The sequence below is a fragment of the Exiguobacterium sp. FSL W8-0210 genome (genome assembly GCF_038006045.1).
Taxonomy (GTDB): Bacteria; Bacillota; Bacilli; order Exiguobacteriales; family Exiguobacteriaceae; genus Exiguobacterium_A.
The window spans coordinates 2,948,843-2,972,944 of sequence record NZ_JBBOUK010000001.1 but is presented as its reverse complement, the minus strand read 5'-3'; the positions used below and the strand labels follow the sequence as shown (position 1 = coordinate 2,972,944).

General features: G+C 46.5%; 27 protein-coding genes. 14 read left to right on the top strand and 13 right to left on the bottom strand.

The genetic code is table 11. From position 1 onward, the window contains the following. Nucleotides 1–47: 47 nt before the first annotated feature. From queF to MKY22_RS15410, 9 genes are all read right to left on the bottom strand, one after another. A complete protein-coding gene (gene queF, locus MKY22_RS15450; protein ID WP_035412002.1) occupies nucleotides 48–536 on the bottom strand; it encodes a preQ(1) synthase in 489 nt (162 codons plus the stop codon). 13 nt (nucleotides 537–549) lie between these two features. Next, the gene (queE, locus tag MKY22_RS15445) at nucleotides 550–1,266 is read right to left on the bottom strand and encodes a 7-carboxy-7-deazaguanine synthase QueE (RefSeq protein WP_214856687.1); all 717 of its coding nucleotides are present in this window, start codon (nucleotides 1,264–1,266) and stop codon (nucleotides 550–552) included. After that, entirely contained in the window at nucleotides 1,263–1,718 is a 456-nt protein-coding gene (queD, locus tag MKY22_RS15440; protein WP_023469724.1) for a 6-carboxytetrahydropterin synthase QueD, read from the bottom strand. Before queD ends, queE begins: the two co-directional genes overlap by 4 nt. Further along, complete coding sequence (gene queC, locus MKY22_RS15435) at nucleotides 1,715–2,371, bottom strand: 7-cyano-7-deazaguanine synthase QueC (protein ID WP_053452086.1); 657 nt, start codon at nucleotides 2,369–2,371, stop codon at nucleotides 1,715–1,717. Before queC ends, queD begins: the two co-directional genes overlap by 4 nt. 171 nt (nucleotides 2,372–2,542) lie before the next feature. Next, complete coding sequence (bshB2, locus tag MKY22_RS15430) at nucleotides 2,543–3,193, bottom strand: bacillithiol biosynthesis deacetylase BshB2 (RefSeq protein WP_341089794.1); 651 nt, start codon at nucleotides 3,191–3,193, stop codon at nucleotides 2,543–2,545. Then, a complete protein-coding gene (locus MKY22_RS15425; protein WP_023469721.1) occupies nucleotides 3,190–3,558 on the bottom strand; it encodes a YojF family protein in 369 nt (122 codons plus the stop codon). The genes bshB2 and MKY22_RS15425 overlap by 4 nt, the downstream gene beginning before the upstream one ends. A 61-nt stretch (nucleotides 3,559–3,619) precedes the next feature. Further along, a complete protein-coding gene (locus MKY22_RS15420) occupies nucleotides 3,620–4,435 on the bottom strand; it encodes a bifunctional hydroxymethylpyrimidine kinase/phosphomethylpyrimidine kinase (protein ID WP_290779956.1) in 816 nt (271 codons plus the stop codon). Between the two features lie 131 nt (nucleotides 4,436–4,566). Then, the gene (locus tag MKY22_RS15415) at nucleotides 4,567–5,571 is read right to left on the bottom strand and encodes an inorganic phosphate transporter (protein ID WP_023469719.1); all 1,005 of its coding nucleotides are present in this window, start codon (nucleotides 5,569–5,571) and stop codon (nucleotides 4,567–4,569) included. 16 nt (nucleotides 5,572–5,587) lie between these two features. Then, nucleotides 5,588–6,205 carry a DUF47 domain-containing protein gene (locus MKY22_RS15410; RefSeq protein ID WP_023469718.1) on the bottom strand — a complete coding sequence of 206 codons (618 nt, stop codon included), beginning with the start codon at nucleotides 6,203–6,205 and terminating at the stop codon, nucleotides 5,588–5,590. Between the two features lie 341 nt (nucleotides 6,206–6,546). Here MKY22_RS15410 and cbpA point away from each other — a divergent pair, with 341 nt between their 5' ends. The 5 genes from cbpA (at nucleotide 6,547) to MKY22_RS15385 (ending at nucleotide 12,913) form a co-directional block, all read left to right on the top strand. Next, entirely contained in the window at nucleotides 6,547–7,185 is a 639-nt protein-coding gene (cbpA, locus tag MKY22_RS15405) for a cyclic di-AMP binding protein CbpA (protein WP_023469717.1), read from the top strand. A 60-nt stretch (nucleotides 7,186–7,245) separates the two neighbouring features. Further along, a complete protein-coding gene (locus tag MKY22_RS15400; protein WP_214729119.1) occupies nucleotides 7,246–8,016 on the top strand; it encodes a pyrroline-5-carboxylate reductase family protein in 771 nt (256 codons plus the stop codon). 209 nt (nucleotides 8,017–8,225) lie between these two features. Further along, a complete protein-coding gene (locus tag MKY22_RS15395; protein ID WP_214856683.1) occupies nucleotides 8,226–8,783 on the top strand; it encodes a TetR/AcrR family transcriptional regulator in 558 nt (185 codons plus the stop codon). Nucleotides 8,784–8,797: 14 nt separating this feature from the next. Continuing rightward, nucleotides 8,798–12,040: an efflux RND transporter permease subunit gene (locus MKY22_RS15390; RefSeq protein WP_341089780.1), complete on the top strand. Its 3,243-nt coding sequence runs from the start codon at nucleotides 8,798–8,800 to the stop codon at nucleotides 12,038–12,040. A gap of 219 nt (nucleotides 12,041–12,259) precedes the next feature. Further along, complete coding sequence (locus tag MKY22_RS15385) at nucleotides 12,260–12,913, top strand: C40 family peptidase (RefSeq protein WP_341089779.1); 654 nt, start codon at nucleotides 12,260–12,262, stop codon at nucleotides 12,911–12,913. Nucleotides 12,914–12,967: 54 nt separating this feature from the next. On the opposite strand, the gene MKY22_RS15380 is transcribed toward MKY22_RS15385, so the two are convergent. After that, nucleotides 12,968–13,921, bottom strand: a complete 954-nt coding sequence (locus MKY22_RS15380) for a LacI family DNA-binding transcriptional regulator (RefSeq protein WP_341089778.1) — start codon at nucleotides 13,919–13,921, stop codon at nucleotides 12,968–12,970. Nucleotides 13,922–13,938: 17 nt separating this feature from the next. Next, a complete protein-coding gene (locus tag MKY22_RS15375) occupies nucleotides 13,939–14,199 on the bottom strand; it encodes a hypothetical protein (protein WP_087681642.1) in 261 nt (86 codons plus the stop codon). A 170-nt stretch (nucleotides 14,200–14,369) separates the two neighbouring features. Here MKY22_RS15375 and MKY22_RS15370 point away from each other — a divergent pair, with 170 nt between their 5' ends. Beyond that, on the top strand, nucleotides 14,370–14,828 hold the full coding sequence (locus MKY22_RS15370; RefSeq protein ID WP_029342913.1) for a MarR family winged helix-turn-helix transcriptional regulator: 459 nt from the start codon (nucleotides 14,370–14,372) through the stop codon (nucleotides 14,826–14,828). A 146-nt stretch (nucleotides 14,829–14,974) separates the two neighbouring features. Continuing rightward, nucleotides 14,975–15,607, top strand: a complete 633-nt coding sequence (locus tag MKY22_RS15365) for an NAD(P)H-dependent oxidoreductase (RefSeq protein WP_023469709.1) — start codon at nucleotides 14,975–14,977, stop codon at nucleotides 15,605–15,607. A 230-nt stretch (nucleotides 15,608–15,837) separates the two neighbouring features. Here MKY22_RS15365 and MKY22_RS15360 read toward each other — a convergent pair whose 3' ends face one another. Then, nucleotides 15,838–16,563 carry a WecB/TagA/CpsF family glycosyltransferase gene (locus MKY22_RS15360; RefSeq protein ID WP_149428012.1) on the bottom strand — a complete coding sequence of 242 codons (726 nt, stop codon included), beginning with the start codon at nucleotides 16,561–16,563 and terminating at the stop codon, nucleotides 15,838–15,840. Nucleotides 16,564–16,643: 80 nt separating this feature from the next. Here MKY22_RS15360 and ung point away from each other — a divergent pair, with 80 nt between their 5' ends. Continuing rightward, nucleotides 16,644–17,303 (top strand): uracil-DNA glycosylase, encoded by a 660-nt coding sequence (gene ung / locus MKY22_RS15355; RefSeq protein ID WP_341089776.1) that lies wholly within the window; start codon nucleotides 16,644–16,646, stop codon nucleotides 17,301–17,303. A 51-nt stretch (nucleotides 17,304–17,354) separates the two neighbouring features. Here the strand turns inward: ung and MKY22_RS15350 are convergent, their stop codons facing one another. Then, on the bottom strand, nucleotides 17,355–18,185 hold the full coding sequence (locus MKY22_RS15350) for a Cof-type HAD-IIB family hydrolase (protein ID WP_341089775.1): 831 nt from the start codon (nucleotides 18,183–18,185) through the stop codon (nucleotides 17,355–17,357). Between the two features lie 139 nt (nucleotides 18,186–18,324). Here MKY22_RS15350 and MKY22_RS15345 point away from each other — a divergent pair, with 139 nt between their 5' ends. The 6 genes from MKY22_RS15345 (at nucleotide 18,325) to MKY22_RS15320 (ending at nucleotide 24,096) form a co-directional block, all read left to right on the top strand. Next, nucleotides 18,325–19,569, top strand: coding sequence for a hypothetical protein (locus MKY22_RS15345; RefSeq protein ID WP_341089774.1), 1,245 nt, complete (start codon nucleotides 18,325–18,327; stop codon nucleotides 19,567–19,569). Between the two features lie 20 nt (nucleotides 19,570–19,589). Continuing rightward, the gene (locus MKY22_RS15340) at nucleotides 19,590–20,282 is read left to right on the top strand and encodes a response regulator transcription factor (RefSeq protein WP_214729092.1); all 693 of its coding nucleotides are present in this window, start codon (nucleotides 19,590–19,592) and stop codon (nucleotides 20,280–20,282) included. Nucleotides 20,283–20,305: 23 nt separating this feature from the next. Next, nucleotides 20,306–21,664, top strand: coding sequence for a sensor histidine kinase (locus MKY22_RS15335; protein ID WP_341089770.1), 1,359 nt, complete (start codon nucleotides 20,306–20,308; stop codon nucleotides 21,662–21,664). A 93-nt stretch (nucleotides 21,665–21,757) separates the two neighbouring features. After that, nucleotides 21,758–22,135, top strand: a complete 378-nt coding sequence (locus MKY22_RS15330) for a DUF1499 domain-containing protein (RefSeq protein ID WP_290779927.1) — start codon at nucleotides 21,758–21,760, stop codon at nucleotides 22,133–22,135. Beyond that, on the top strand, nucleotides 22,132–23,559 hold the full coding sequence (locus MKY22_RS15325) for a dihydrolipoyl dehydrogenase family protein (protein WP_035412058.1): 1,428 nt from the start codon (nucleotides 22,132–22,134) through the stop codon (nucleotides 23,557–23,559). The genes MKY22_RS15330 and MKY22_RS15325 overlap by 4 nt, the downstream gene beginning before the upstream one ends. A 3-nt stretch (nucleotides 23,560–23,562) precedes the next feature. Next, entirely contained in the window at nucleotides 23,563–24,096 is a 534-nt protein-coding gene (locus tag MKY22_RS15320; protein WP_056064864.1) for a DUF420 domain-containing protein, read from the top strand. Nucleotides 24,097–24,102 lie beyond the last annotated feature (6 nt).

Here is a 24,102-nt window from a genome sequence, read left to right as displayed (position 1 = left end):
TGAAAAAGAGGAACGGTGGAAAAGTCCACTGTTCCTCTTTTGAGCGTTTAACGATTATCGACAGTCTCAGGATAGAGATCGTGATTGAATAGACGATGTTCTGCCATTCGTTCATATTTTGTACCAGGTTTTCCGTAGTTGTAGTACGGGTCAATCGAAATTCCACCACGTGGCGTAAATTTCCCCCACACTTCGAGGTAGCGCGGTTCCATCAATTTCACGAGATCTTTCCCGATGACGTTGATGCAGTTCTCGTGGAAATCACCGTGATTACGGAAGCTGAATAGATACAATTTAAGTGATTTCGATTCGACGAGTTTTTCATCCGGGATATACGAAATGTAGATCGTCGCGAAGTCCGGTTGATTCGTAATCGGGCAAAGGCTCGTAAATTCTGGTGCATTGAATTTCACGAAGTAATCATTTTCCGGATGGCGGTTCGGAAACGCTTCGAGTACTTCTGGTTGGTATTCGAAAATATAAGGTACGGCTTTTTGGCCGAGTAATGACAAATCGTTTAAGTCTTCAGGTCGCATGAATCATTTCTCCTTAAACGCCACGGTCGTTTGCAAAAACGAGGGCATGTAATTGTGGTAGAACACGCGCGTGATTAAAGCGTTCATCACGGGCGACGCGTTCCCAAAGTGTTTTTAGATCGTGTAACATCCGTGGGGCGATCGTTCCTTCTTCGTGCGGATCCGGATTTCCAAGTGATAGATAGAGCGTTTTTAAGGCATATCGCTCTGAAATCATCGCCGCGAAGTCGAGATCTGCCTCATCAAAAATAACGATTTTAACGGCACGCTGTTGTTCCGGTAGACGCTTGAAAAAAACATCCAAACGATCAAAATCAATCTTCATGCCACTTGAAGGGGGTTTAGGACTGAGTGTGACGTCATCGATATCAAGCAACCAATTTTGCCAGTAAGAACCTTGTGTCTCAACCGACATCGTGATGTTTCGTTCTTTTAATGCCTCAACCAGCGTACCGATCGAAGCATGAAGTAACGGGTTCCCACCGGAAATCGTGACATGTCCGTAAGAGCCGAGTGCATCGAGGCGTTCCATGATCGTCTCTGCCGTCAAGAGTTCGGGTTTTTCAGAACCATCCCATGTGAAGGCGGAGTCACACCACGAACAGGAATAGTCGCAGCCACCGGTTCGGACGAACATCGTCTTTTGACCGATTGATCGTCCTTCCCCTTGGAACGTTGGTCCGAAAATCTCGAGAACCGGAATTTTTGGCGTTTTCGTTAAGGCACTCATGCTTCGTTCATCCACTCACGACGGACTTCAGCAAAAGCAGTCGGCGTCTCATAGAGTTTGACGAATTCGACACGAAGTCCACGTTCGTCTGGAAGGTGTTGACCGAGCGTCTCAAAAATCCACGCCGCCATGTTTTCAGCTGTTGTATTCATGTATGGTAATGATTCATTTAAATAACGGTGATCGAGAAGTGGTTCGAGATGTGTTTTAAAGATTTTCTTAAGATCACCAAAATCAAGTGTCATACCGCGGTGATCAAGAAAACCACTGATGCCCATATCGACATGGTACGTATGACCATGAAGCGCACGGCATTTTCCATCGTAATCATATAGATGGTGCGCTGCGTCAAACGTTAATTTTTTGACAATCATGACGCGAGATTTCGTATAGATAAGCGAGTCGCCAGTCGGGCGCTCGACCGTTTCAGGTGCTTCGTAATTGAATGTCATGTGTGTTGAACCTCCTTGATGTATGCATCTAATCCATTTTTTCGTAATTCACAGGCCGGGCATTCGCCGCAACCATCTCCAATGACGCCGTTGTAACACGTCAACGTGCGATTTCGAACGAAATCAAACGCACCGAGCGAGTCGGCAAGCGCCCACGTTTCTTTTTTGTCGAGCCACATGAGTGGCGTGTGCAGTACGAATGGATAGTCCATTGCAAGGTTCAATGTCACGTTCAGTGACTTGATGAAGGCATCACGGCAGTCTGGGTAACCAGAAAAGTCCGTTTCACATACGCCAGTGACGATATGACGGATTCCGCGTCCTTTCGCGAGGACGGCTGCGAACGAAAGAAACAGGTGGTTTCGTCCATCTACGAAAGTAGAAGGGAGACCATCTTCATTCGTCGTGATGGTTTGGCTGTGGTCAGTCAAGGCGTTACTCGTTAGTTGACTGAGAAGAGAGAGATCAAGCTCATGGTGTTTGACACCGAGCTCAGAGGCGATGTCGCGTGCGACTTCGAGTTCTTGTGCATGACGTTGTCCGTAATTAAACGTCACGACTTCGACTTCTTCATACTGTTTCAATGCTTGAAACAGACAAGTCGTCGAGTCTTGGCCGCCACTAAAGACGACAAGAGCACGTTCTTTTTTCATAATGTACACTTCCATTCCTAGTTTTTATAACGGAGGAGGTTACGAACTCCGGAGACGTAGTCTCAACTATTCACACTAGCAGAAGCCGTCAAAAAAGTCGACGTTTTCTAATGAAGGCCAAAAAAGAGATGCTGATTGTCGCTCGGACGATCGGCATCTCTTAATAGGAAATTACAGCGGATAGTGGTAATAGCGTTCTTTGAGGAGCAGGTCACGGATGTTCGAGTCTTCCGAGATGACTTTCATCAAACCACCTGTTTGTGAAGCGTGTGCTTCGAGTGCCTTGATCTTTTGATCCGTATAGGCACTGACATCGTGAATGAATGTTCCTTCTCCAAGCTCTTCTTTCGTATTGTTCGCAAAAGCGACCGCAAGGAACTCAGGGCGATCGGCAGGATCCATCATCCGAAGGGCACGAACGACGGCGCGAGCTGTCGCTTCGTGATCGGGATGGACCGCGTAACCCGGATAAAATGAAATCAAGCGAGTCGGGCGCGTCTGTTGAATCAAGGTAAGGATACGGTCAGCAAGTGCCGCTTCATCCTCGAATTCAACGGTCTTATCGCGAAGTCCCCACATTTGGAGATCCGAAATCTTCATTTTTTCAGCTGCATCGATCAACTCACGTTTGCGAATCGTTGCGAGCTGTTCCCGGTTCGTAAAGACAGGGCGTCCCATGTTACGGCCCATCTCACCGAGCGTCAAACAAGCATATGTGACAGGACCACGATTTTCTGCGTGCTCGATGATCGTACCGGCAGAACTGAAAGCTTCGTCATCCGGGTGAGGGAAGACGACGAGTAAATGATCTTCGTGTGTCATGCGTCTACCTCCTCTGCACCTTGAGCGAATGGTGTCGGGCTAAGTTCAAAAGCAATCGCAAGACGTCCTTCGATATCGTGACCGGCAATCAACAATTGTTCCCCAGCAAATTCGAAGTCAGTCAATCCTTCACCGTATAACCAGCCGTGGGCAAGTTTCAAACCGATCCGGTAAGGTCCGTTTCCTGTGATCAGACCACGTTCGTAAGTGATTTCCGCATTACGGAAAAACATCCCCGCGCTATGGAAAGTTGGATCTTGGTGCGTCGCGTAGGCACCGTTCGTCGTCTCGACGTGTACATATAACGGTGTATTCGCATGTTCGTCGATATAACGCTGTATTTCTTGTACATCAATGGCTTGCATAAACTTTTCTCCTCTCCTATACAGAAAGAAGTCCGCGGATATCGCGGACTTCTTAAGCGGATCAAGACTGGACTATACGATGTGCAGCGTGATCAGTTGGTCCGACGTATTCATTCAAACGGAATGAATGACGAATCGCGGAAGTGATGAAAGATTTTGCTGTACGGACAGCAGCTTCTACCGATGCACCTTTTGCGAGTTCGGCCGTGATTGCTGCAGAGTACGTGCAGCCAGCACCGTGCGTGTACGGTGTCTCGATTCGTTCGTCCTCAATCAGGATAAACTCTTTTCCGTCATAAAGCACGTCAACTGCTTGTGGATGGTCAATCTTGCTGCCACCTTTGACAAGAACGTATTGCGCACCTTTTTCGTGAATCCGTGCTGCTGCAAGTTTCATCTCGTCGATCGTTGCTGGTGTCTTACCAAGGCCCGACAGTTGTCCGGCTTCGAAGACGTTCGGTGTGACGACCGTCGCAAGTGGTGTCAAGACATCACGAAGTGCGTTTGCCGTATCAGGGTTCAGTACTTCGTCTTCACCTTTACAGACCATGACAGGATCAATCACGACGTTTTGAACGCCGGATGATTTGATTTTCTCAGCTACGGCTTCAATGATTTCGACAGTCGGGAGCATACCCGTCTTCATCGCATCAACACCAATACCTCCAAGGACCGTGTGGATTTGTGTCCGGACGAGTTCTGTGTCGATTGGGTAAACCGCATGGTGCCAAGAGTGATCAGGGTCTTGGGCGACGATGACCGTCAAAGCATTCATTCCATAGACACCAAGTTCTTGGAATGTTTTCAAATCAGCTTGAATACCAGCTCCACCGCTCGTGTCGGAACCAGCAATCGTTAAGGCTTTACGTTTTGTCATGGGGCATTCCTCCTAAAGAAATAGACAATCCTTCTTGTTCTTCATCATAGCGAATTATGGGAAAAACAACAACTGTCGACGCTTCTAACGTACACAAAACCCCACCTCTTTTGAGTAGGCGGGGCAAGTACTTATTTAATGAATAAGAAGTCGAGAATATAGTAGATCAAGGCAGCGAAAGCCATCGAAATCGGCAATGTGATGACCCATGTGATGAGCATACGTTGTGCAGTTCCCCATTTTACACCTTTCTTACGGTGTGATGTACCTACACCCAAGATGGCAGAAGAGATGACGTGTGTCGTCGAAACCGGAAGATGAATCGCTGTCGCTCCAAAGATGATCGCTGCTGATGTTAAGTCAGCTGCAACCCCATTGACCGGACGGATTTTCATGATTTGACCACCAACTGTTTTGATGATCCGCCATCCACCGACAGATGTTCCGAGACCCATCGCGATCGCACATGAGAGTTTAACCCAAGTCGCAACTTCGTGATCTGTTTGATAACCAGATGAGATCAAAGCAAGCGTGATGATCCCCATCGCTTTTTGTGCGTCGTTCGTACCGTGTGTATACGACTGCAAAGCAGCGGTTGCAATTTGAACATGACGGAAGCGACGATTCGTCTTCGCCAAGTTTCCTTTTTTGAAGATGACTTTAAAGATTGCATAAACGATGAAACCAAGTGTGAATGCGAGTACTGGTGAAATGAGCAAGGCTTGAACGATTTTCAAGAAGCCTTTTGCTTCGATTCCTCCGAATCCAACAGAGGCAACAGCAGCACCAGCAATCGAACCGATCAGTGTATGCGAAGAACTTGACGGAATACCGAAGTACCAAGTCAAAAGGTTCCAGGCAATGGCTGAAATCAAGGCAGCGATGACGACGTAGCTACCATGTTCAAGTGTTGACGGGTCAACGATGTCACCAGAGATCGTTTTTGCGACTCCAGTGAACGTGATTGCACCTAGGAAGTTCATCGATGCAGCCAAGATGATGGCATGACGTGGTTTCAAAGCACGAGTCGACACCGAAGTCGCGATCGAGTTCGCTGTATCGTGGAAACCGTTGATGAAGTCGAAGCTAAGTGCGAGAATCACGATTATGGCGGTGATGATAAACAGGCTATCCATCTCGTTAGCTCCTCACTTAAGCGTTTTTCATGATGATCGTTTCAATGACGTTAGCTGCATCTTGGCAGTAGTCCGCGATTGATTCGAGCGATTCATAGATTTCTTTATATTGGATGATTTTAATTGGATCTGTTTCTGTTGCGAACAATGCTTTGATCGATTTACGGCGTAGGTTGTCACAAATCGTCTCTTGTTCTTTGATTTTGATGACGTGTTCACGCATCGGTTGCAATTTACGTGCAACAAGAAGATCCATTGACATCGCGAGTTCTGTGACAGCGATGTTGATTTCATCGACGAACTTGATCATGTGCTCGTCTGCTTGAACGATATTGTAGATTTCGAAGATCGCTGAACATTCTTCAAAACCGTCTAAGACGTCATCAAGTGCGTTAGCAAGTGCGAGTAAGTCTTCACGGTCGATCGGCGTGATGAACGCATTGTTCAAGTCGATGATCAACTGGTGCATCAAATCGTCCCCAGCTGTTTCGAAGTCTTTTACTTTATGTGCAAATTCTTTTACATCCGCGATGCCGTTGATTTTAAAGTCAACGAAGAATTGCGAAGTCGTTTTTAAGTGTCCTGCGATTTCGGATAATTTCACTGCGAATGGATCTTGTTTTTTACTAAACATTTCTTCTGCCTCCATATTAAGAACAAGAATAGAATAGTGAAGTAACTTCACGAGTTCGATTGTAGCAGACGGTATTGTAAAAGAATACATTTATGAAGCGTCTTTACGAAATCTTAATAAATCTTAATATGAAGGTGATTGTAGATTTAATAAATTGTCTGACAATGGAAAAATTGAAATGTACTTGATTGAAATGAGTTGGATTACGTTGTAATTGCAAGAGATTGTCTTGTGATTGTAAGAATAAAAGCGCATCAGAAGTGGGAAAAGAGGATATGGCGCATGAAAATCGAATGATATGATTAAGTCTGCGTAATCAGTTAAAAGAGGAGGATTTTATTATGCTCGTACAAAGTTTATGTATTCCGAAGCATCAATGTGTCACGATTTCCGAGACAGCGACGATTCGTGAAGCACTCGACACACTTGAAAAAACCGGATACCGCTGTGTCCCGGTCCTTGACCAATCAGGACAGGACTTCAAGGGCAACATCTATAAGATGCACATCTACCGGCATGGGATGAATGGTGGCAGCTTAGACGACAACGTCATGTCGCTGATTAAGAATACATCCAAATACATCTATACAGGAAGTAATTTCTTTGAAGTCTTCTTCTCGATCAAGGAATTACCGTATATCGCGGTCTTAAATGACGATGGTCATTTCTTCGGTATTCTACCTCACGGAAAAATGCTTGGAATGCTTGAAGAAGCGTGGAACCGTGATTCTGGAAGTTACGTCCTGACAGTAGCCCTAAGTGAACAAAAAGGGGCACTTGAGAAGATCTCGAAGATCGTCAACAAATATTCAACGGTCGCGAGTCTGATGACACTCGATGCGAAGAGTAGCGTCATGCGTCGTGTATTGATTACATTACCGACGGATTGTGACGAGAAGACGAAGAAAAAAATCGTCAAGAAACTTGACGATAAGGGACTTCGAGTCGTTGCTGTCGAAGATTTAGCCGTTCGTGTATAATGGACCCGCACAAGACCAGTTCATGACTGGTCTTTTTTTGAGGGAGAGGAAGGATAGATGATGAAACTATTAATAGTAGGAGCCGGTGCGATGAGTGAGGCACTCGTTCAAGGATGGGTCGCTTCTGGATTTGCACGAGAAGATATCACGATGACGAATCGGAGTGGCGGGATACGCTTGACAGAAGTCGCAGCACGACACGGTGTTCAAACGGTCGAGCAGGAAGATGTCTCCTTATACGATATCGTCATGCTGGGCATGCAACCCGATGGTGTACTCGACTATGTAGCGAATCAACAATGGACGAATCAGACGATTGTTTCGATTGCTGCACATATTACACCATATGAAATCGAACAGTTGGCAAAACGTCCGACAGTCGCTGCCATGCCGAATACTCCAGTCGCACACCGTTTAGGAATGACTGGACTATGGTTCGGCTCACGCGTGAATGAAGAGATCCGAAGTGTAGTCGAAGCATTATTTGGACGTGTCGGAGAAATTGCGGAAGCAAATGAATCGACGATGCCTGCATTCATGGCGGCAGCAGGATGTAGTCCTGCTTTCTTCTATGAAGTCGTAGCTGGCATGGTGCCGGTTTTGACGGATGCTGGTTTTGAAGAAGGAAATGCACGTCGAATCGTTGCTCAAGCGATGAAAGGTTCAGCTGAAATTCTCATGCGCTCCGACGCAAGTACGGATCGTCTGATTGCTGATGTTGCGGCACCTGGTGGACCGACGGATCGTGGCGTCCAAGTGCTACGAGAGCGTCACTTATTCGATACGATGCAAGCGGCACTACGAGAGAGTGCACGCGAAACAGCCGAATAATGGATTCAAAAGAAGCTGACTCAAAAAGAATGACGCGTCTTTTTACGCCCTTATCTTTGTAGAGACTGACATTTGAGTCAGTCTTTTTTTGTTCACGAAAGTTTCACGTGAAACATAAACAAAGCGATTGCATCTTCAAATAAGAATTCGTACACTGTAAAAAGAAACCGTCCAGACGGTACAGTAAATATGAGGGAAGGGGGAGACTATTGGCCAGTGCAAAAGCGCAAGAGACTCGTCGTCGGATTCTTGAAGCAACGACGACGATTATTTTGCAACAAGGATTCACCCAATTGACGCTTGAAGAAGTAGCGAAACAAGCAAATGTCTCAAAAGGTGGACTATTGTATCATTTCGCTTCGAAGGAAGCTTTATTAATGGGGGTCATCGAGGCGCAAGAAGCACGACAATTTGAACTATATGAACAGCATCAGTTGACGATGGGACCGATGGAAGCGTTCGTGACGTTGCAAATCCAGCAACAAGAGGAGTTCCATCTCGACATGGATGCGCTTCTTTACTTGTTGTCCTTGTTAAAGGATCATGCGACGTTCGTCGAGGAACGAAAGCGACAAGCGGAGCAGTTCTTCCGCCAACTGACAGAACAGATGGATCCGGTTGAAGTGTTATCGATTCGCTTTATATTAGACGGTTTGAAATTGTCGGAGCATTTTCAGTTCGGCGCACCGTCTCCAGATGTGCGACAACGATTAATTCAGCAATTAATAGAACGTGCACGACGACTAGATAAACAAATTGAAGAGTGAGGGAGAACCATACGATGAAAAAGATCATCCAGTTTTCGGTGAACAATAAGTTTGCCCTCTGGCTCATGACGATCATCATCACGGTTGCCGGTATTTATGCGGGAACATCGATGAAGCTCGAGACATTGCCAGACATCACGACACCGACCGTGTCGGTGACGACGATTTATCCAGGTGCTACACCAGAACAAGTTCTAGATGAAGTCAGTCGAGAACTTGAAAGTAAGGTCGAAAATTTATCAGGAGTCGATACTGTACGTTCGACGTCCTTCCAAAATGCATCGAACCTACAAATCGACTATAACTTCAGTACGAATATGGAAGAAGCCGAGCAAAAAGTAAAAGAAGCTCTTTCAAACGTCGAATTGCCGGAAGGTGTTCAGGAACCACAAGTATCACGGATTTCCTTTGATGCATTCCCAGTCATCGGTTTTGCCGTTTCGGATAAGGAACGATCCCTATCTGAATTGACGAAACTCGTTGAAAACGAACTTCAACCAAAGCTTGAAGGAATCGAAGGGGCGCAGACGGTTCAAGTCGCGGGTCAAGAGATTCGCCGGATCGAAATTCGCTTCGATGAGAAAAAACTCGAACGTTACGGTCTAACCGAAGAGAATGCGAAACAATTAATTCAAGCTAATGATTCCCGTTTAGCGCTTGGCTTGTACGAGTTGGGAGATAAGGAACAAGCAGTCGTATTAGATGGAAAAGCAACGACGGTCAAGGAATTAAAAGATCTTCGTCTTCCATATACGCCGCCAGTATCGAATACTCCTGAAGCAGGACAAGCAGGACAAGCAGGACAAGCAGGACAAGCAGGACAAGCAGGACAAGCAGGACAAGCAGGACAAGCAGGACAAGCAGGACAAGCAGGACAAGCTCCAGCGTCAGCCCCTGCGGCATCCCAAACGACACCAGCGACAGGCGCAACGTCCGGTCAGGCAACACAGACGGCGCCAACGCAAGTACCAACTGTCACGTTGTCGCAAGTTGCGACGATTGAGGATAAAGGGATCGAGGAATCGATCTCGCGTTCGAATGGTGAACGATCGATTGGTGTTCAAGTAACAAAGTCGCAAGATGCGAATACAGTCGATGTCGTCAATGCAGTCAAGCAGACGATCAAAGACTTCGAAAAAGAAAACGGTTCGGTCAATGCATCTGTGACACTTGATCAAGGTAAACCAATTGAGGAATCCGTTTCGACGATGATCAGTAAAGCATTGATTGGTGCGTTATTTGCGATTGTCATCATCTTGCTGTTCTTACGAAACATTAAATCAACGATCATTGCTGTTATTTCGATTCCGTTATCCCTTCTGATGGCAATTCTTGTCTTGAAGCAGATGGATATTTCCTTGAACATCATGACACTCGGAGCGATGACGGTCGCGATTGGTCGAGTCGTTGATGATTCCATCGTCGTCATCGAAAATATTTATCGTCGTTTGACGGATCCGGCGGAAAAGTTAAAAGGAAAAGAACTGATCATCAGTGCAACACGAGAGGTCTTCATTCCAATCGCTTCGTCGACAGTCGTTACGATCGCGGTCTTCTTGCCACTCGGATTCGTTACGGGATTCGTTGGTGAGCTGTTCTTACCATTCGCTTTGACAGTCGTCTTTGCACTGTTCGCGTCCTTGATCGTTGCGGTTACGGTCGTTCCGATGTTCGCGGATTCGCTCTTTAAGCGTGGTAAAGCACCAAAACCGGAAAAAGAAGAGGGCGGAAAGTTGGCGAATGGGTATCGCCGTATGCTGAATTGGTCTCTTAACCATAAACTCATCGTCTTTGGTCTTTCAGTCTTGCTTTTGATCGGTAGTTTTGCTCTCGTACCAACGATTGGTGTCAACTTCTTGAATCAAGAAGGAGAAAAGACACTCTACGTCACGTACAATCCAAAACCAGGTCAAACGTTGGATGATTCGTTAAAAGCAGCTGATCAAGCAGAAGATTATTTCAACAAACAAAAAAATATCGATAATCTTCAGTTTACCGTCGGTGGAGAAAATCCATTGAATCCAGGGAATACGAAACAAGGGGTCTTCATCGTCCAATACGATCCAGACACGGAAGATTTCGCAGATGTTAAACAGACAGCCATCAAACAGCTGAATGCTGACATTCCGACAGGAGAATGGAAAGAGCAAGACTTTAGCGGTGGCGCAGCTTCGTCAGGCGTCTCGTATTCAATCTTTGCGAATAATATTGAAGATTTAGAAGCAGTAACACCGAAATTCGTTGATGCGATAGAAGGTGAATCGAAGTATGTTCGAAAAGTAACGACAGATTTAAAAGAAGCGTATACGCAATATACGTTCGAAGTCGATCAGCAAAAAGCGGCTGAATTCGGCGTTTCAACAGCACAACTTGCGCAAGGCATTGCTAATGTCCAAGGAGAAGAAAAACCACTTTCTACTATTAAGGTAGATGGGAAGGAACTCGATGTCATCGTTCCAAACGAACAAACGACATACGATTCCGTTCAAGATTTGGAAGAGACGGATGTCGTGACACCGCTTGGCGTTCGCAAATTGTCCGATTTCGTTGAAGTGAAGAAAGGAACGACTCCTGATTCGCTCAACGAACGTGATGGAAAACTCGTCGCTACCGTTACAGCAGAACTAAAAACGGATAAAGCAACAGAGGCTTCTCAAGCGATTGAAAAGTCCGTTAAAAACATTGATCGTCCGACAGGCGTCTCGTATGAGCAAGGCGGAGTCACAGAGCAGATCCAAGAGTCGTTCACACAACTTGGTCTAGCAATGGCAGCAGCTGTAGCGATCGTCTATCTTGTCCTCGTCATTACGTTTGGAGGAGCATTGACACCACTCGTCATCTTGTTCTCACTTCCATTCGCAATCATCGGTGGACTGGTTGCTCTGTTGATTACAGGAGAGACGATTTCTGTATCATCCTTGATTGGTGCTTTGATGTTGATCGGAATCGTCGTGACGAATGCGATCGTCTTGATCGACCGTGTCATTCATAAAGAAGCGGAAGGTTTATCGACGCGTGAAGCACTACTCGATGCAGCAGGTACACGTTTACGTCCAATCTTGATGACAGCACTTGCGACGATTGGTGCACTTGCACCACTTGCGCTTGGACTCGAAGGTGGCGCATTGATTTCAAAAGGGTTAGGTGTGACGGTCATCGGTGGACTGACAAGTTCGACGTTGTTGACACTCCTTATCGTGCCGATCGTCTATGAATTCTTAGCACGTTTCCGTAAAAAGAAGTCAATTGATTCTTGAAAAAACGATTAAGTGACTCAAACTGACAGGTATGTAGAAATGGCTATCCTAAGCCGTTCTACAACCTGTTTTTTTATTTTGTTACAAAAGTATTACGAAAAATAATGCGCGTTAAAGAACTGTAATATGATGAAAATCTGGAACATGATAGGATAAATACAGAAATTATCTGACAATTCAGACGTACAATACATTCATATATAAGAGGAGAATGAATCGATGAAAGCTGTCACTCGTGTTTTGTTAACCTTAACGTTACTCATCAGTAGTTGGACACTCGTCCCAGCATCAACGCAAGCTGCAACAAGTAAAAAAGTAGTGGTGTCAGTGGATGTGCTGAATATTCGTGCAAAAGCTGCTGTATCAAGTAAACGAGTCGGGCAATTGAAACTTGGACAAGCTGTAACCGTCGTAGGTCAGGTTAAAGAATGGTATCAAATTCGTCATCAAGGGAAATCAGCATACATCGCCTCTACATACACGAAAGCATATAACGCTAAAGCGACGAAAGGTCTTAGTAAAACAGGATCAACGATCGTTTCGGTAGCAGAAGGTCTCAAAGGACGTCCTTATGTTTTTGGTGCGACAGGTCCTGTTAGCTTTGATTGCTCTGGATTTACACGTTACGTTTATCAAGCATTAGGAAAATCACTCCCACGTACGGCAGCGGCTCAATACTCAGCAACAAAACGTACGGCACCTGGCGCTGGGGATCTCGTCTTCTTTACACATGGAAGTGGGATTCAACACGTTGGAATCGCTGTCGATGGCGGTACGATGATCAATGCGAACTCGTACTATGGAAGAGTCGTCAAAGAATCGTTCCGTGGCGGCTACTGGGGATCACGGTATGTAGCGGCAGGGGCACTTTAAACGAAATGAAGCGACGAATTCAAATCGATGAACTCGTCGCTTTTTTATATGGATTCAGGTATAAGGAAGAACGGTCGTTCCGGCAATGAACGTTGACGGTACTTCGATTTGCGGACGAATATTCATATCGTTTCGAACTGTTAGCTGAAAAGCATGTCGTCCGATCGTGGCATACGGAATCGCGATCGTCGTCATCGATAAGACTTCAGCAAGCTCACTTCCATCAAAGCCAATGACAGAGAGATCTCCCGGGACCTGATAGCCTTGTTTTCGTAGTTCCAAGATGAGTCCCGCGGCAACGTGATCACTGGCAGTCAAGATGGCGCTCGGTCGTTGTTTCTGTTGCATCCAGCGCCTTGCGACGTTCGCACCATCTTCGATCGTCAATGTCTGTTCATAGACGAACGCGTCACTGACAACTTCTTGATACGCATGTTTACGCGCCAAACTATTCGTACTGTCGGGGCGCCAGAGACAAATACCAATGCTTGTATGTCCTTGTTGTCGTAGATGTGCAAGTCCCTGTTGAAAGGCCGTATAGTGATCGATATAGACGGCAGCGACATCTTCATGATGTTCACAAAAGACGATCGGGCCATATTGTTCATACGATAAAATCGCTGATAAGGGAAGACTGTGCGACACGACGATGAGTGCGTCGATTTCCTGTTGCGCCAGCGCATCCAGTGCCAGTTGTTCATGCGTTTCCACATAATTCGTTTGCCACGTCAAGAACCGATAGCTCGCGTCAAAGGCGGCTTGCGCGATGCCTTGGAGAATGGCAGCGTGATATGGATGATCAACGAACGGAAGCATGACTCCGACCGTTTTTGTCATACCCGTCGATAGATGGACGGCAGTCTGATTACGGATATATCCGAGTTTTTCGATAGCTTCTCGAACAGCTTGTCGCTTCTCGTTCGCAACGTAAGGATGATCATTTAGTACACGTGAGACTGTCGTAACGGACACGTTGGCTTCACGTGCCAAGTCTCGGATGTTCGTCATCGCGCATCCCTCCTGGATTACATCTTACGAGATAATCGTCGTTCAAGTCGGCGCCAATCCTGTCGAGAGACGGGAGCCGAGAATGGAGCTGTCTGCTCAGCCAGTTCATTGATCTTTGAGAGCAGTCTCGTTTTTTCTTGAGGAGACAAATCAGGGTATTGATCAACCAACGTGTGCTGACACAAATAATAACCTGCTGGTGTATGCAATTGTTCGATGGCCCACTCAAAAGCAACATTCCGCTTGAATAGCTGGGTTAACCGAGTATGGATCGACATGATGATTACCTCCTTTTTAGTGTATATCAAGACGATAGAGTATGAAACGCGTTTCACGGCAAGAACTATTTTTGAGCAGTGGATCATTGCAAAAATTCAGCAAGAATTGACCAGTTAGACAAAGAAGTCTATGATTGTGACGATACAACACAAAGAGGGGCGAACGTAAAATGGAATCGACAGACTCGAAGCTGGCATTAAAAATGCTCGTTGTTCTATCTCGGACGATGCATGCGGTGACGGAGCAAGTAAAGGCAGACATCAAAACACATCAGTTGAATTTATCGGAATTCGGAGTTCTTGAATTGCTGTACCACAAAGGGGACACGCCTCTACAACAAATTGGCGATAAGATTCTATTAACGAGCGGAAGTGTGACGTATGTCGTGGATAAACTTGAAAAGCGTGGGTTGATTGCGCGAAAATCATGTGCGACGGATCGTCGTGTCACGTTTGGGACATTAACGGAAGCTGGACGCGAACTAATGGAAGAGACATTCCCGAAGCATGAAGCCTTTTTAGCAGACTTATTTAAGGATTTGTCGGTTTCTGAAAAGGAACAGTTGATTGATCAGTTGAAACGAATCGGTTTACGAGCCGAACATTATACGCCACTCGAAAATGTGTAAGGATTAGCACTCATAAGATCAAGAAAGCTCAGGTCACGGACTTGAGCTTTTTTTTATTTGTTTAGAAGTCAAACTGATTGACAAACGAAAAGGTGGTTGGTATGTTTAGTTACAGAATTTACTTTAAATAAAAGGGAGAAATAATAATGACTAAATTACTTTATGTAACTGTTAACCCGAAAGCTACAGAACATTCTTTCAGCCTTCAAGTCGGTGAAGCATTCCTCGAAAGCTACAAAGCAGCGAATCCTTCAGCTGAAGTAGAAGTTCTTGATCTATATAACGAAACAGTCCAAGAAATCGATACAGATGTTCTTAGCGCATGGGGCAAATTCGCAACAGGCGAAGAGTTAACAGAAGTGGAGATCGCAAAAGTCGGTACGATGACAAAACATCTCGAGCAATACATGGAAGCAGATGAGTATGTCTTCGTCACACCAATGTGGAACTTCTCTTTCCCAGCACGTCTCAAAATGTACATCGACAGCGTTCTTCTTGCAGGTAAAACATTCGCTTATACTGCAGAAGGTCCAAAAGGCTTGATGGAAGGCAAAAAAGCACTCCACATCCAAGCAACAGGTGGCGTCTACACAGGATCTGGTCTCAACTTCGGTGATGACTACCTCCGTCAAGCGCTTGCTTTCACTGGTGTAACAGATTACGATGCACTCTTCATCGAAGGTATGGCAATGAACCCAGAAAAAGCAGAAGAGATCAAAGAAGCAGCAATCGCTAAAGCAAAAGAACTCGGTCGTTCATTCTCGACTGTCAACGCATAAGATAAGCGTCAAAAAGGCTCCCGCCGTGTCGGGAGCCTTGAGACTGAAGACAAAGCGTAATTTTTCTCTTAACGAGAAAAATTGCGCTTTTTTGTTCATCTCGCATCGTTTTCCTGGGACAAGCATCGGGCTGCTTCACTTCGTTGCAGGGTCGCTCTTGCTTGTGTCTCGCCTGAGGAAAGGGCGTGAAAGGACGCGTCATTTTTTAAGTCAGCCCTTTTTGTGTGTGCTCAAGAGAGCGTTGATTTTTTACGAAGCACAAGCGTCAGGAAAAGTAACAAATCCTTGAGTTTTTCGAATCCACGAGGATGCGTCGAGATACGATAGAGCCACTCTAGCTTGAAGCGACGGAATAATTTAGGCGCGCGCTTACTGTGTCCGGACCAGACGTCGAACGCACCACCGACACCGATAAAGATGCCGTGATCGACTTGATCATAGATGGAAGCGATCCATTCTTCCTGTTTTGGCGCACCGAGTGCGACGAGAACAAGATCAGCGTCTGCTTCTGTAATGGCTTGCGTTGCTTCTTCTGTCTTTCCAAAACCATGAAACGTTCCAACGAAGTGGATGTTCGGAAAACGAATCGATAACTGACGGATCAACGATTTCATGACTTCCGGACGTCCACCGAGTAAAAAGACACGCTTCTCGAGTGCGTCTGCCGTCCGCAATAGTTCACGTGCCGTCTCGATTCCCGGCAATGTCGCAGTGAGCGGTGCTCCCATCCGTTTACTGGCAGCCGTCACACCGATTCCGTCTGGTGTGATGAACGTCGCCCGTCGTAAGATGGCATCGTAAGAAGGTTCGCGTAATGCACGCAACACGAGCTCGGGATTCGCTGTGACAAGAAAGGCTTTTCCGCGGTCGTGTAAGATTGTTTTAATATGGGTATACCATTGCGAAGGTGTCGCATCGACGAATGGTAGTCCGAATAATTGTTTTGTCTGAATCATAGTTTTCCACCTCATCATCCATCATAGCAGAATCAAGACGGACGAACAGCGACTTGAGACTGAAAAAGGAGCGGATTCACGTGCATCCATCTTGGCAAACCGTGTTAAAAGAAGAAAAGGAAAAACCCTATTTTCAAGAACTGTGGGCTTTTTTGAAGGAAGCCTATCAAACGACGACCGTCTACCCTCCGAAAGAGCGGATTTTTCATGCGTTCGATGCAGTCGCGCCAGAAGATGTCCGGTGCGTCATCTTAGGGCAAGATCCCTACCATGGTCCACGTCAGGCGAATGGACTCAGCTTTTCTGTCCATGACGGAGTTCCGATCCCGCCGTCCCTTCGAAACATGTATAAGGAACTCGTCGCGGATATCGGTTGTCCGGCTCCGACATCCGGAAATCTCGAAGCTTGGTCACGACAAGGTGTCTTTTTACTGAATACGTCGCTCACGGTTGAAGAAGGAAAAGCGGGATCGCATGCTAAAAAAGGCTGGGCATCATTCACGGATCAGGTCATTGAAGTCCTAGGAACACAGACACAACCGATCGTGTTCATCCTATGGGGAAATCACGCGAAGAGTAAAAAGGTGCTGATTGATACGAATCGTCATCTTGTTCTCGAAGCCGTTCATCCAAGTCCCTTATCAGCGAGCCGAGGATTTTTCGGTAGCAAACCTTATTCGCAAACGAATGCTTGGCTGAAAGAGCAGGGAAGAGAGCCAATTGACTGGTGTTTATCGTAAATCAAAAGCGTGTGTTCCGTTGAATGCGGAATACACGCTTTTTTGAGTTACTCAGTGACTTGAGATAGTCGGTTCTTCATCCATCATGAACTTTTCGACGACGAGGGCGACACCATCTTCATCATTCGAAGCGGTCATATACTGGGCTTTTTCTTTAACGGTATCGGCTGCATTCGCCATCGCGACGCCAAGACCTGCCCATTCGATCATCGATAGATCGTTGTTGCCGTCTCCACAAGCAATGACTTCTTCCTGAGCGATACCAAGCTTCTCAGACAGTAAGGCAAGGCTTGTGCCTTTTGTGACACCGTCTTCCGTGAATTCAAGGAAAAATGGCTTTGAGCGAGCAACCGCGAGTTCCCCTGCAAGCTCTTGTTGAAGCGTCTGCTCGACCCGCGCGAGGTGTGTCTCTTCTGCCATCATTAAACACTTGACGACAGGTGTTTGAATCGCTGTTTTAAAATCAGCGACGGGAATGACGTCCATACCAGTCAATTGTCCTTCGAGTGTCGTATACTCGTTCGGTTGTTCTGTCAGAATCTCATGTCCGACATACGTGTGAATGTAGACATCCTCCCGTTTACTTACATCATAAAGACGATGGACCGTCTCCGGGGAAAGCGTGCTGAGGAAGAGCGATTCGTTCGTTTTACAATCAATGATTGAAGCGCCATTGAAGCTTAGGATGTAACTGCCGTAGCGGGCGAGTTCCAGTTCTTTTGCGAGGTCGAGCATGGCAAATGTCGGACGACCGCTAGCGAGCACGACTTTCTTCCCGCGACGCTGCGCAGCGAGTAAAGCTTCTTTCGTACGTGGTGAAATCGTATGGTCACTTGTCAACAAGGTATCATCTAAATCGAGAACAATCATTTTATACGTCATACATTCAAACCCCTTTCAATTATCTGTATATCGTAACAACTTGTGTCCCATTCGACAATATACTCTCCATTGAGAGAGTATGATAAAGTGGAAACAGAGCCAGTACGGAAAGGATTCCAACTTTATGAAATATCTCTTCATGATCATATCAAGTCTATTATTAGCAGGATGCAGTACGATGTTTCCGCATCCCGCCTCTCTACTCGAACATCCGTCCCTTCCGGCATGGGAGCAGTCGTTGAAAGAGCGGATTGACCGCGATTTGCCGAAACAGGCAGAAATCGTGGCGCCACGAAATCAAGCAGTATCCCGTCTATATGAACTCGTTGATTTAGATCGAAACGGTAAGGATGAGGCGATCACCTTCTACCGTAGTGAGCAGGATGGACGTTTCACGATTCATCTTCTCGTTCATGAACGACAAGGTGAAAAATGGCGACTTGTGACACGGCAGACAGTTGCTGATGGGCGAGCCATCGATCGACTCGAAGTCGTATCTGACGCGCAACATAAACAAAACCATTTAGTCATCGGGATTACCAGTTATGGTGAAAACACGTTATATATCATTGAACAGCTGTTGTCGAAGCAACGAGATGTCACGAAGGTGGATCGGTATGACCGCCTGTCGGTGAATGATTTGAATCAAGATCGCGAGCGAGATATGGTGCTTCTACAAAAGGGAAGTCCATCTCGTTTGATCTATTATAAGGATATCTTGTCGGAAAAGCGTCAAGAGACGACGCTAGCGACAAAAGATGGCGATTTATTCGCAGAACATGATTTATTTGAAGTCGATACGATCAATGCTGCGCGCAATAAAGGCTTGATTGTCTCTTATACACGTGATGCTAAGATGCACATCGCATTATTCCGTTTAGCGAACGATACGTTGGAACAGGTCCGTTTCGGTCAGGTCGATGAGATCGTCGAGCCGATGTATACCTTCCCGAAAGATGTCGATCAAGACGGAATCGTCGAGTTCGGTCATCAATACACGCCAGAAGGCAGTAAAGGGCGTGAAGGTGAACCAAAACCACGCATCACGGCATACTACACATGGAATGGATCAGATAATCCACCATTTCTCGAGAGTGGGTTCGAACTGCGAGAAGAGCAGTACATCGATCAAGAATACAATTTCGTCATGCGGTTCCCTGCCAACTGGGCGACGCGTGAAACGATCGAGAAACGCGAAAATCGTGTTCGGTTCATCAATCGAGAAACGAAGCAGATTGATTTCGAATTAGAGGTCATTCCGAAGAATCAATACATTGCGAGTGATCAAAAGCGAAAAATCAAAGAAGGTATCGATTATGTCTATGTGATTGGTGCGACGAAGGATTATGAAGTGTTCGTCAATCGTGTCACACTCGTGGAATAAAGAATCAGGGGGAGAAAAGAATGACCAAAATACTAGTAGCTGAAGATGAACATGCGATTCGCAGTTTCATCGTCATTAATTTGAAACGGGCAGGCTATGATGTCATCGAGGCGGAAAATGGGAAAGAAGCGCTTGCGCAGTTTGATCAACAAACCTTCGATATTCTGTTACTCGATATCATGATGCCGGAAGTCGACGGTTTTGCCGTCTGTGAACAGGCGCGGACAAAGGATGAAGTCGTCGGGATCATCATGCTGACGGCACGGACACGAGAAGAGGATAAAGTCATGGGACTGAGCGTAGGAGCGGACGATTACATCGCGAAGCCATTCAGTCCAGCAGAGCTACTCGCGCGCATCCAGTCGCTCCTGCGACGGGTAGAGACATTACGCCGCAGAAAACAGCCACGTGAACTCATCTCTGGACCGTTTCGGATTGATTTAGGGGCGAAGCGCGTCCAAAAAGAAGGTGTCGATGTCGAAGTGACACCAACTGAATACGATTTACTTTGCCACTTCATCAAAAACGAAGATCAAGTCATGTCGCGAGATGAATTACTCGATGCGGTATGGGGTGAGAATTACTTTGGTGATCGGAAGACGGTCGATGTCAACATTCGCCGTCTTCGTCAAAAAATCGAAGAGAATCCAGCGGAACCGAAGTTCATTGAGACATTGTGGGGACATGGATACAAGTGGCGTAACGAAGAATGAAGCGCCAGATATTGATGCGGTTCATGACGATTATCACGGTGACAGTCTTACTCGTCATCGGGATCCTCTCGTTCGTGACCTATAACTATTACTACGTGACGGCGACGGATGTCTTGAAACGCCATGCGAATGCGAGTGCTGTCTTATTTGCGAATAGTGGCCTTGCTTATGATTACGCTGATTCAGAAGCGACAATCCATGATGTACTTGATTCTTATGCTTATCCAGACGCTGAGATCGAAGTGTTGGATGCGACAGGGATTCCACGTTACTCTTCGACCGGATTCATCTCGGAACGTAAGTTGACGCTAGAGGCGATCAATCAAGTAAGAGCGGGACAGACCGTCACGAAACGATATGACGATGAGGCGACGGGAGAACATTTACTGGAAGTAACAGAACCTGTCGTGTCGTTTGGTCAGACGACGGGAGCGCTTCGTTATACGACGTCGCTTGAACGAATCGATCGACGTGTGATCGAAATTTGTTTAGCGATCGTCCTCCTGGGTACAGTAATTTGGGGACTTGCCTTCATCTATTCCTCACGTCTCGTCTCGTCGATCGTCCGACCGATTCAAGAAGTCATCGGAGCATCGGATCAAATTGCGAAACAGCATTACGACGTCAAGGTGAACGAGGAATACTCGTTCGAGCTTGGAGAACTAGCCCGGACGATCAATTATATGGGACAACAGATCAAACAGCAGGAAACATTAAAAGATGAATTCATTTCTGGTATTTCCCATGAATTACGGACACCGTTGACATCGATCAAAGGCTGGAGTGAGACATTACTCGTCGAACAGGATCAGTTGCCGGAAGAGGCGTCGCTTGGGATGGGCATCATTCATTCAGAGACGGAGCGTTTGATTTCGCTCGTTGAACAGTTACTCGATTTCTCAAAACTCGAGACGAGTCGTCTCGTCCTATACCGTCAGGAAGTCAACTTAACGGAAATCATCGAGACCGTCGCAGCGCAACTACGTCAAAAGCTGGAAGAGAAAAATGTTCAGATCGTGCAAAAGTTACCGGCGCAAGTCATTGGTCTATACGACGAAAACCGATTGAAACAAGTCTTCTTGAACCTGCTTGATAATGCAATCCGTTTTTCACCAATTGGAGGAGCGATTACGGTTCGACTCGTTCGTTCCGAGCGTGTGTTATTCCTTTCTTTCAGTGACGAAGGACCTGGTATTCCGAAAGAACACCTACGTCATGTCACGGAAAAGTTTTATCAAGTGCAAAAAGGAAAGGGCGGAACGGGACTCGGGCTATCGATTTGTCGAGAGCTTGTTGAAGCACATGAAGGCAAGCTATTCATCGACAATCAGCCAGAAGGCGGCGTCATCGCGACGATTCTGCTCCCTGTCACGAAAGCGTAAACACTCAGACAGGCAGAGTGAAACAGAAACTGGTAAAGTAAAGTGGATTATAGTACGAAATGGATCAGATGATAGGAAACGGAGGAATCAGTCATGGCACTTGGTGTTTCAAATGGTACGCTTCAACCGCTCTCCGGAAAACCGAATGCGGTATCTACTCAAACCGATCTACAGGATATGAAAATGCGTCCGCTCCCGTTCAAAGAAACGCTTGCGGATTCGAAGTTCCACCTCTTACGTATTCTACAAAGCCTCGACCGAGTCAAAATCGTTAAGGAGGAAGGAACATACATCCATGCCATCTTCACGAGTAAAGTCTTTCGCTTCAAGGATGACGTCGAATTTTACTTCGATGAAGCCGCACAAGTGATTCATTTCCGTTCGGCATCACGTGTCGGATACTCTGACTGGGGCGTCAACCGTAAACGGATGGAAGACATCACACGTCGGTATGAGGAGGGTTTGCGATGAAGACCTATCAATTAGTTGTCATCGGTGGTGGTGCAGCCGGAATGACGATTGCTGCCGGTGCAGCAAGTCTTGGTGCACATGTTGCCCTGATTGAACGTCATGCACATCTAGGTGGAGATTGTCTCCATTATGGTTGTGTTCCTTCAAAGGCTTTGATTGAAGCCGCACACGACGTGCACGTCATGAAGCGGACGGCTGAAAAATACAACGTGACGCTGAACGGAGACGCGGTCTATTCTAAAACGAAAGCAAGCGTTGATCGTGCGCGTAACATCATTCAATCCCATGATGGAACGAAACGATTTGAAGATCTTGGTGTCGATGTCTATATCGGAGAAGCGACATTCCTTAGTGCACATGAAGTCGAAGTAGCGGGACAGCTTGTCGTTGGTGAAAAGTTTGCGATCTCAACAGGATCCCAACCGATCATTCCACCGATTGATGGGCTAGATACGATCGATTATTTAACGAACGAGACGATCTTTGAATTAACAGAGCGTCCTGAGCGGCTGCTCGTTATTGGTGGTGGGGCGATCGGTCTTGAGCTGTCGCAAGCTTACGCGCACCTCGGAACGGAAGTCACAGTTATCGAGGGCATGAAGACGCTGCTCGGAAAAGAAGATCGTGACATGGTCGAAGTCATTCAACGTCAGCTCGAGCAAGAATTGACGTTGCATCTCGATACGAAGGTCACGCATGTCCGCAAGTCAGCTGGAGGCATCGAAGTGACGGTCGAAGCAAATGGGGAATCACGTGTCATCGAAACGGATGCCGTTCTTGTCGCGGTCGGTCGTAAGCCACGCATCGAGGCGTTACGTCTTGATCGGGCTGGTGTTCATGTCGAAAAAGGATTCGTTCAAGTCGACGGTTCGCTCCGGACAAGTCAGCGGCATATCTTTGCCGTCGGAGATACGATTGATTCCTTACCGTTTACGCACGTCGCAGGACTAGAAGGAAAAACCGTCGTCACAAATGCTTTGTTCGGTTTACGGACGAAACCTGATTATCGAGCGGTCCCGTGGGTAACATTCACAACGCCTGAATTGTTCCATCTCGGTTTGACAGAAGAAGAAGCACGTAAGAAACACGGTGACATCAAAGTCTACCAGACGGGTCTCGATGAAGTGGATCGTTTCGTCATCAATGGTCAGACGGAAGGGCGCGTCAAGCTCATCGCCGATAAACGCGGGAAACTGATCGGGGCACATGCGATCGGAGAACAAGCCGGCGAGTGGATGCAAGAAGTCGTCTATGCAATGGCACGTAAAGATAAGGTCGGTCAACTGTCACGTGTCGTGCATCCGTATCCGATTCGTGGTGCTGCCGTTCAGCGTGCTGCTGATGTCTACTGGCGTGAGCGTTTATTCGCTGGTCCGATCCCAAAATGGTTGAAACGTTATTTCGACTGGAAACAAGGAGAATGATTCATGCAACAACCTGCTACTAAACGGAATTTTGTCCCACTCGTCATCCTGTTGACTCTTGTCATCAACCTACTCGTGGCTCTCTTATTTTTTGCGCCACCTGTACAAGTCGACTCAGGATTCGATTGGACGTTACTTCCTTTTTTGAACGCCATCTTTAATAGTTTTACCTTCATGCTGTTGCTCGGGGCATGGATTTCGATTCGTCGCGGTAACCGTGTGAATCATCGCCGCTTCATTGGTGGTGCGATGACGACGACAACGCTATTCTTGATTTCATACGTCACGTACCATGCAGTCAGTGAATCGACGAAGTTCGGTGGAGAAGGATTTGTTCGTCCGATCTATTTCTTCATCTTGATTACGCACATCATTCTAGCTGCAGTCATCGTCCCGCTCGTCTTGATGTCACTCGCGCATGCTGTGAATCAAAATTTCGAGAAGCATAAAAAATGGACACGCTTTACGATGCCGCTTTGGTTATACGTCAGCTTCACTGGCGTCATCGTCTATATCATGATTCGTCCGTATTATTGAAAAGAT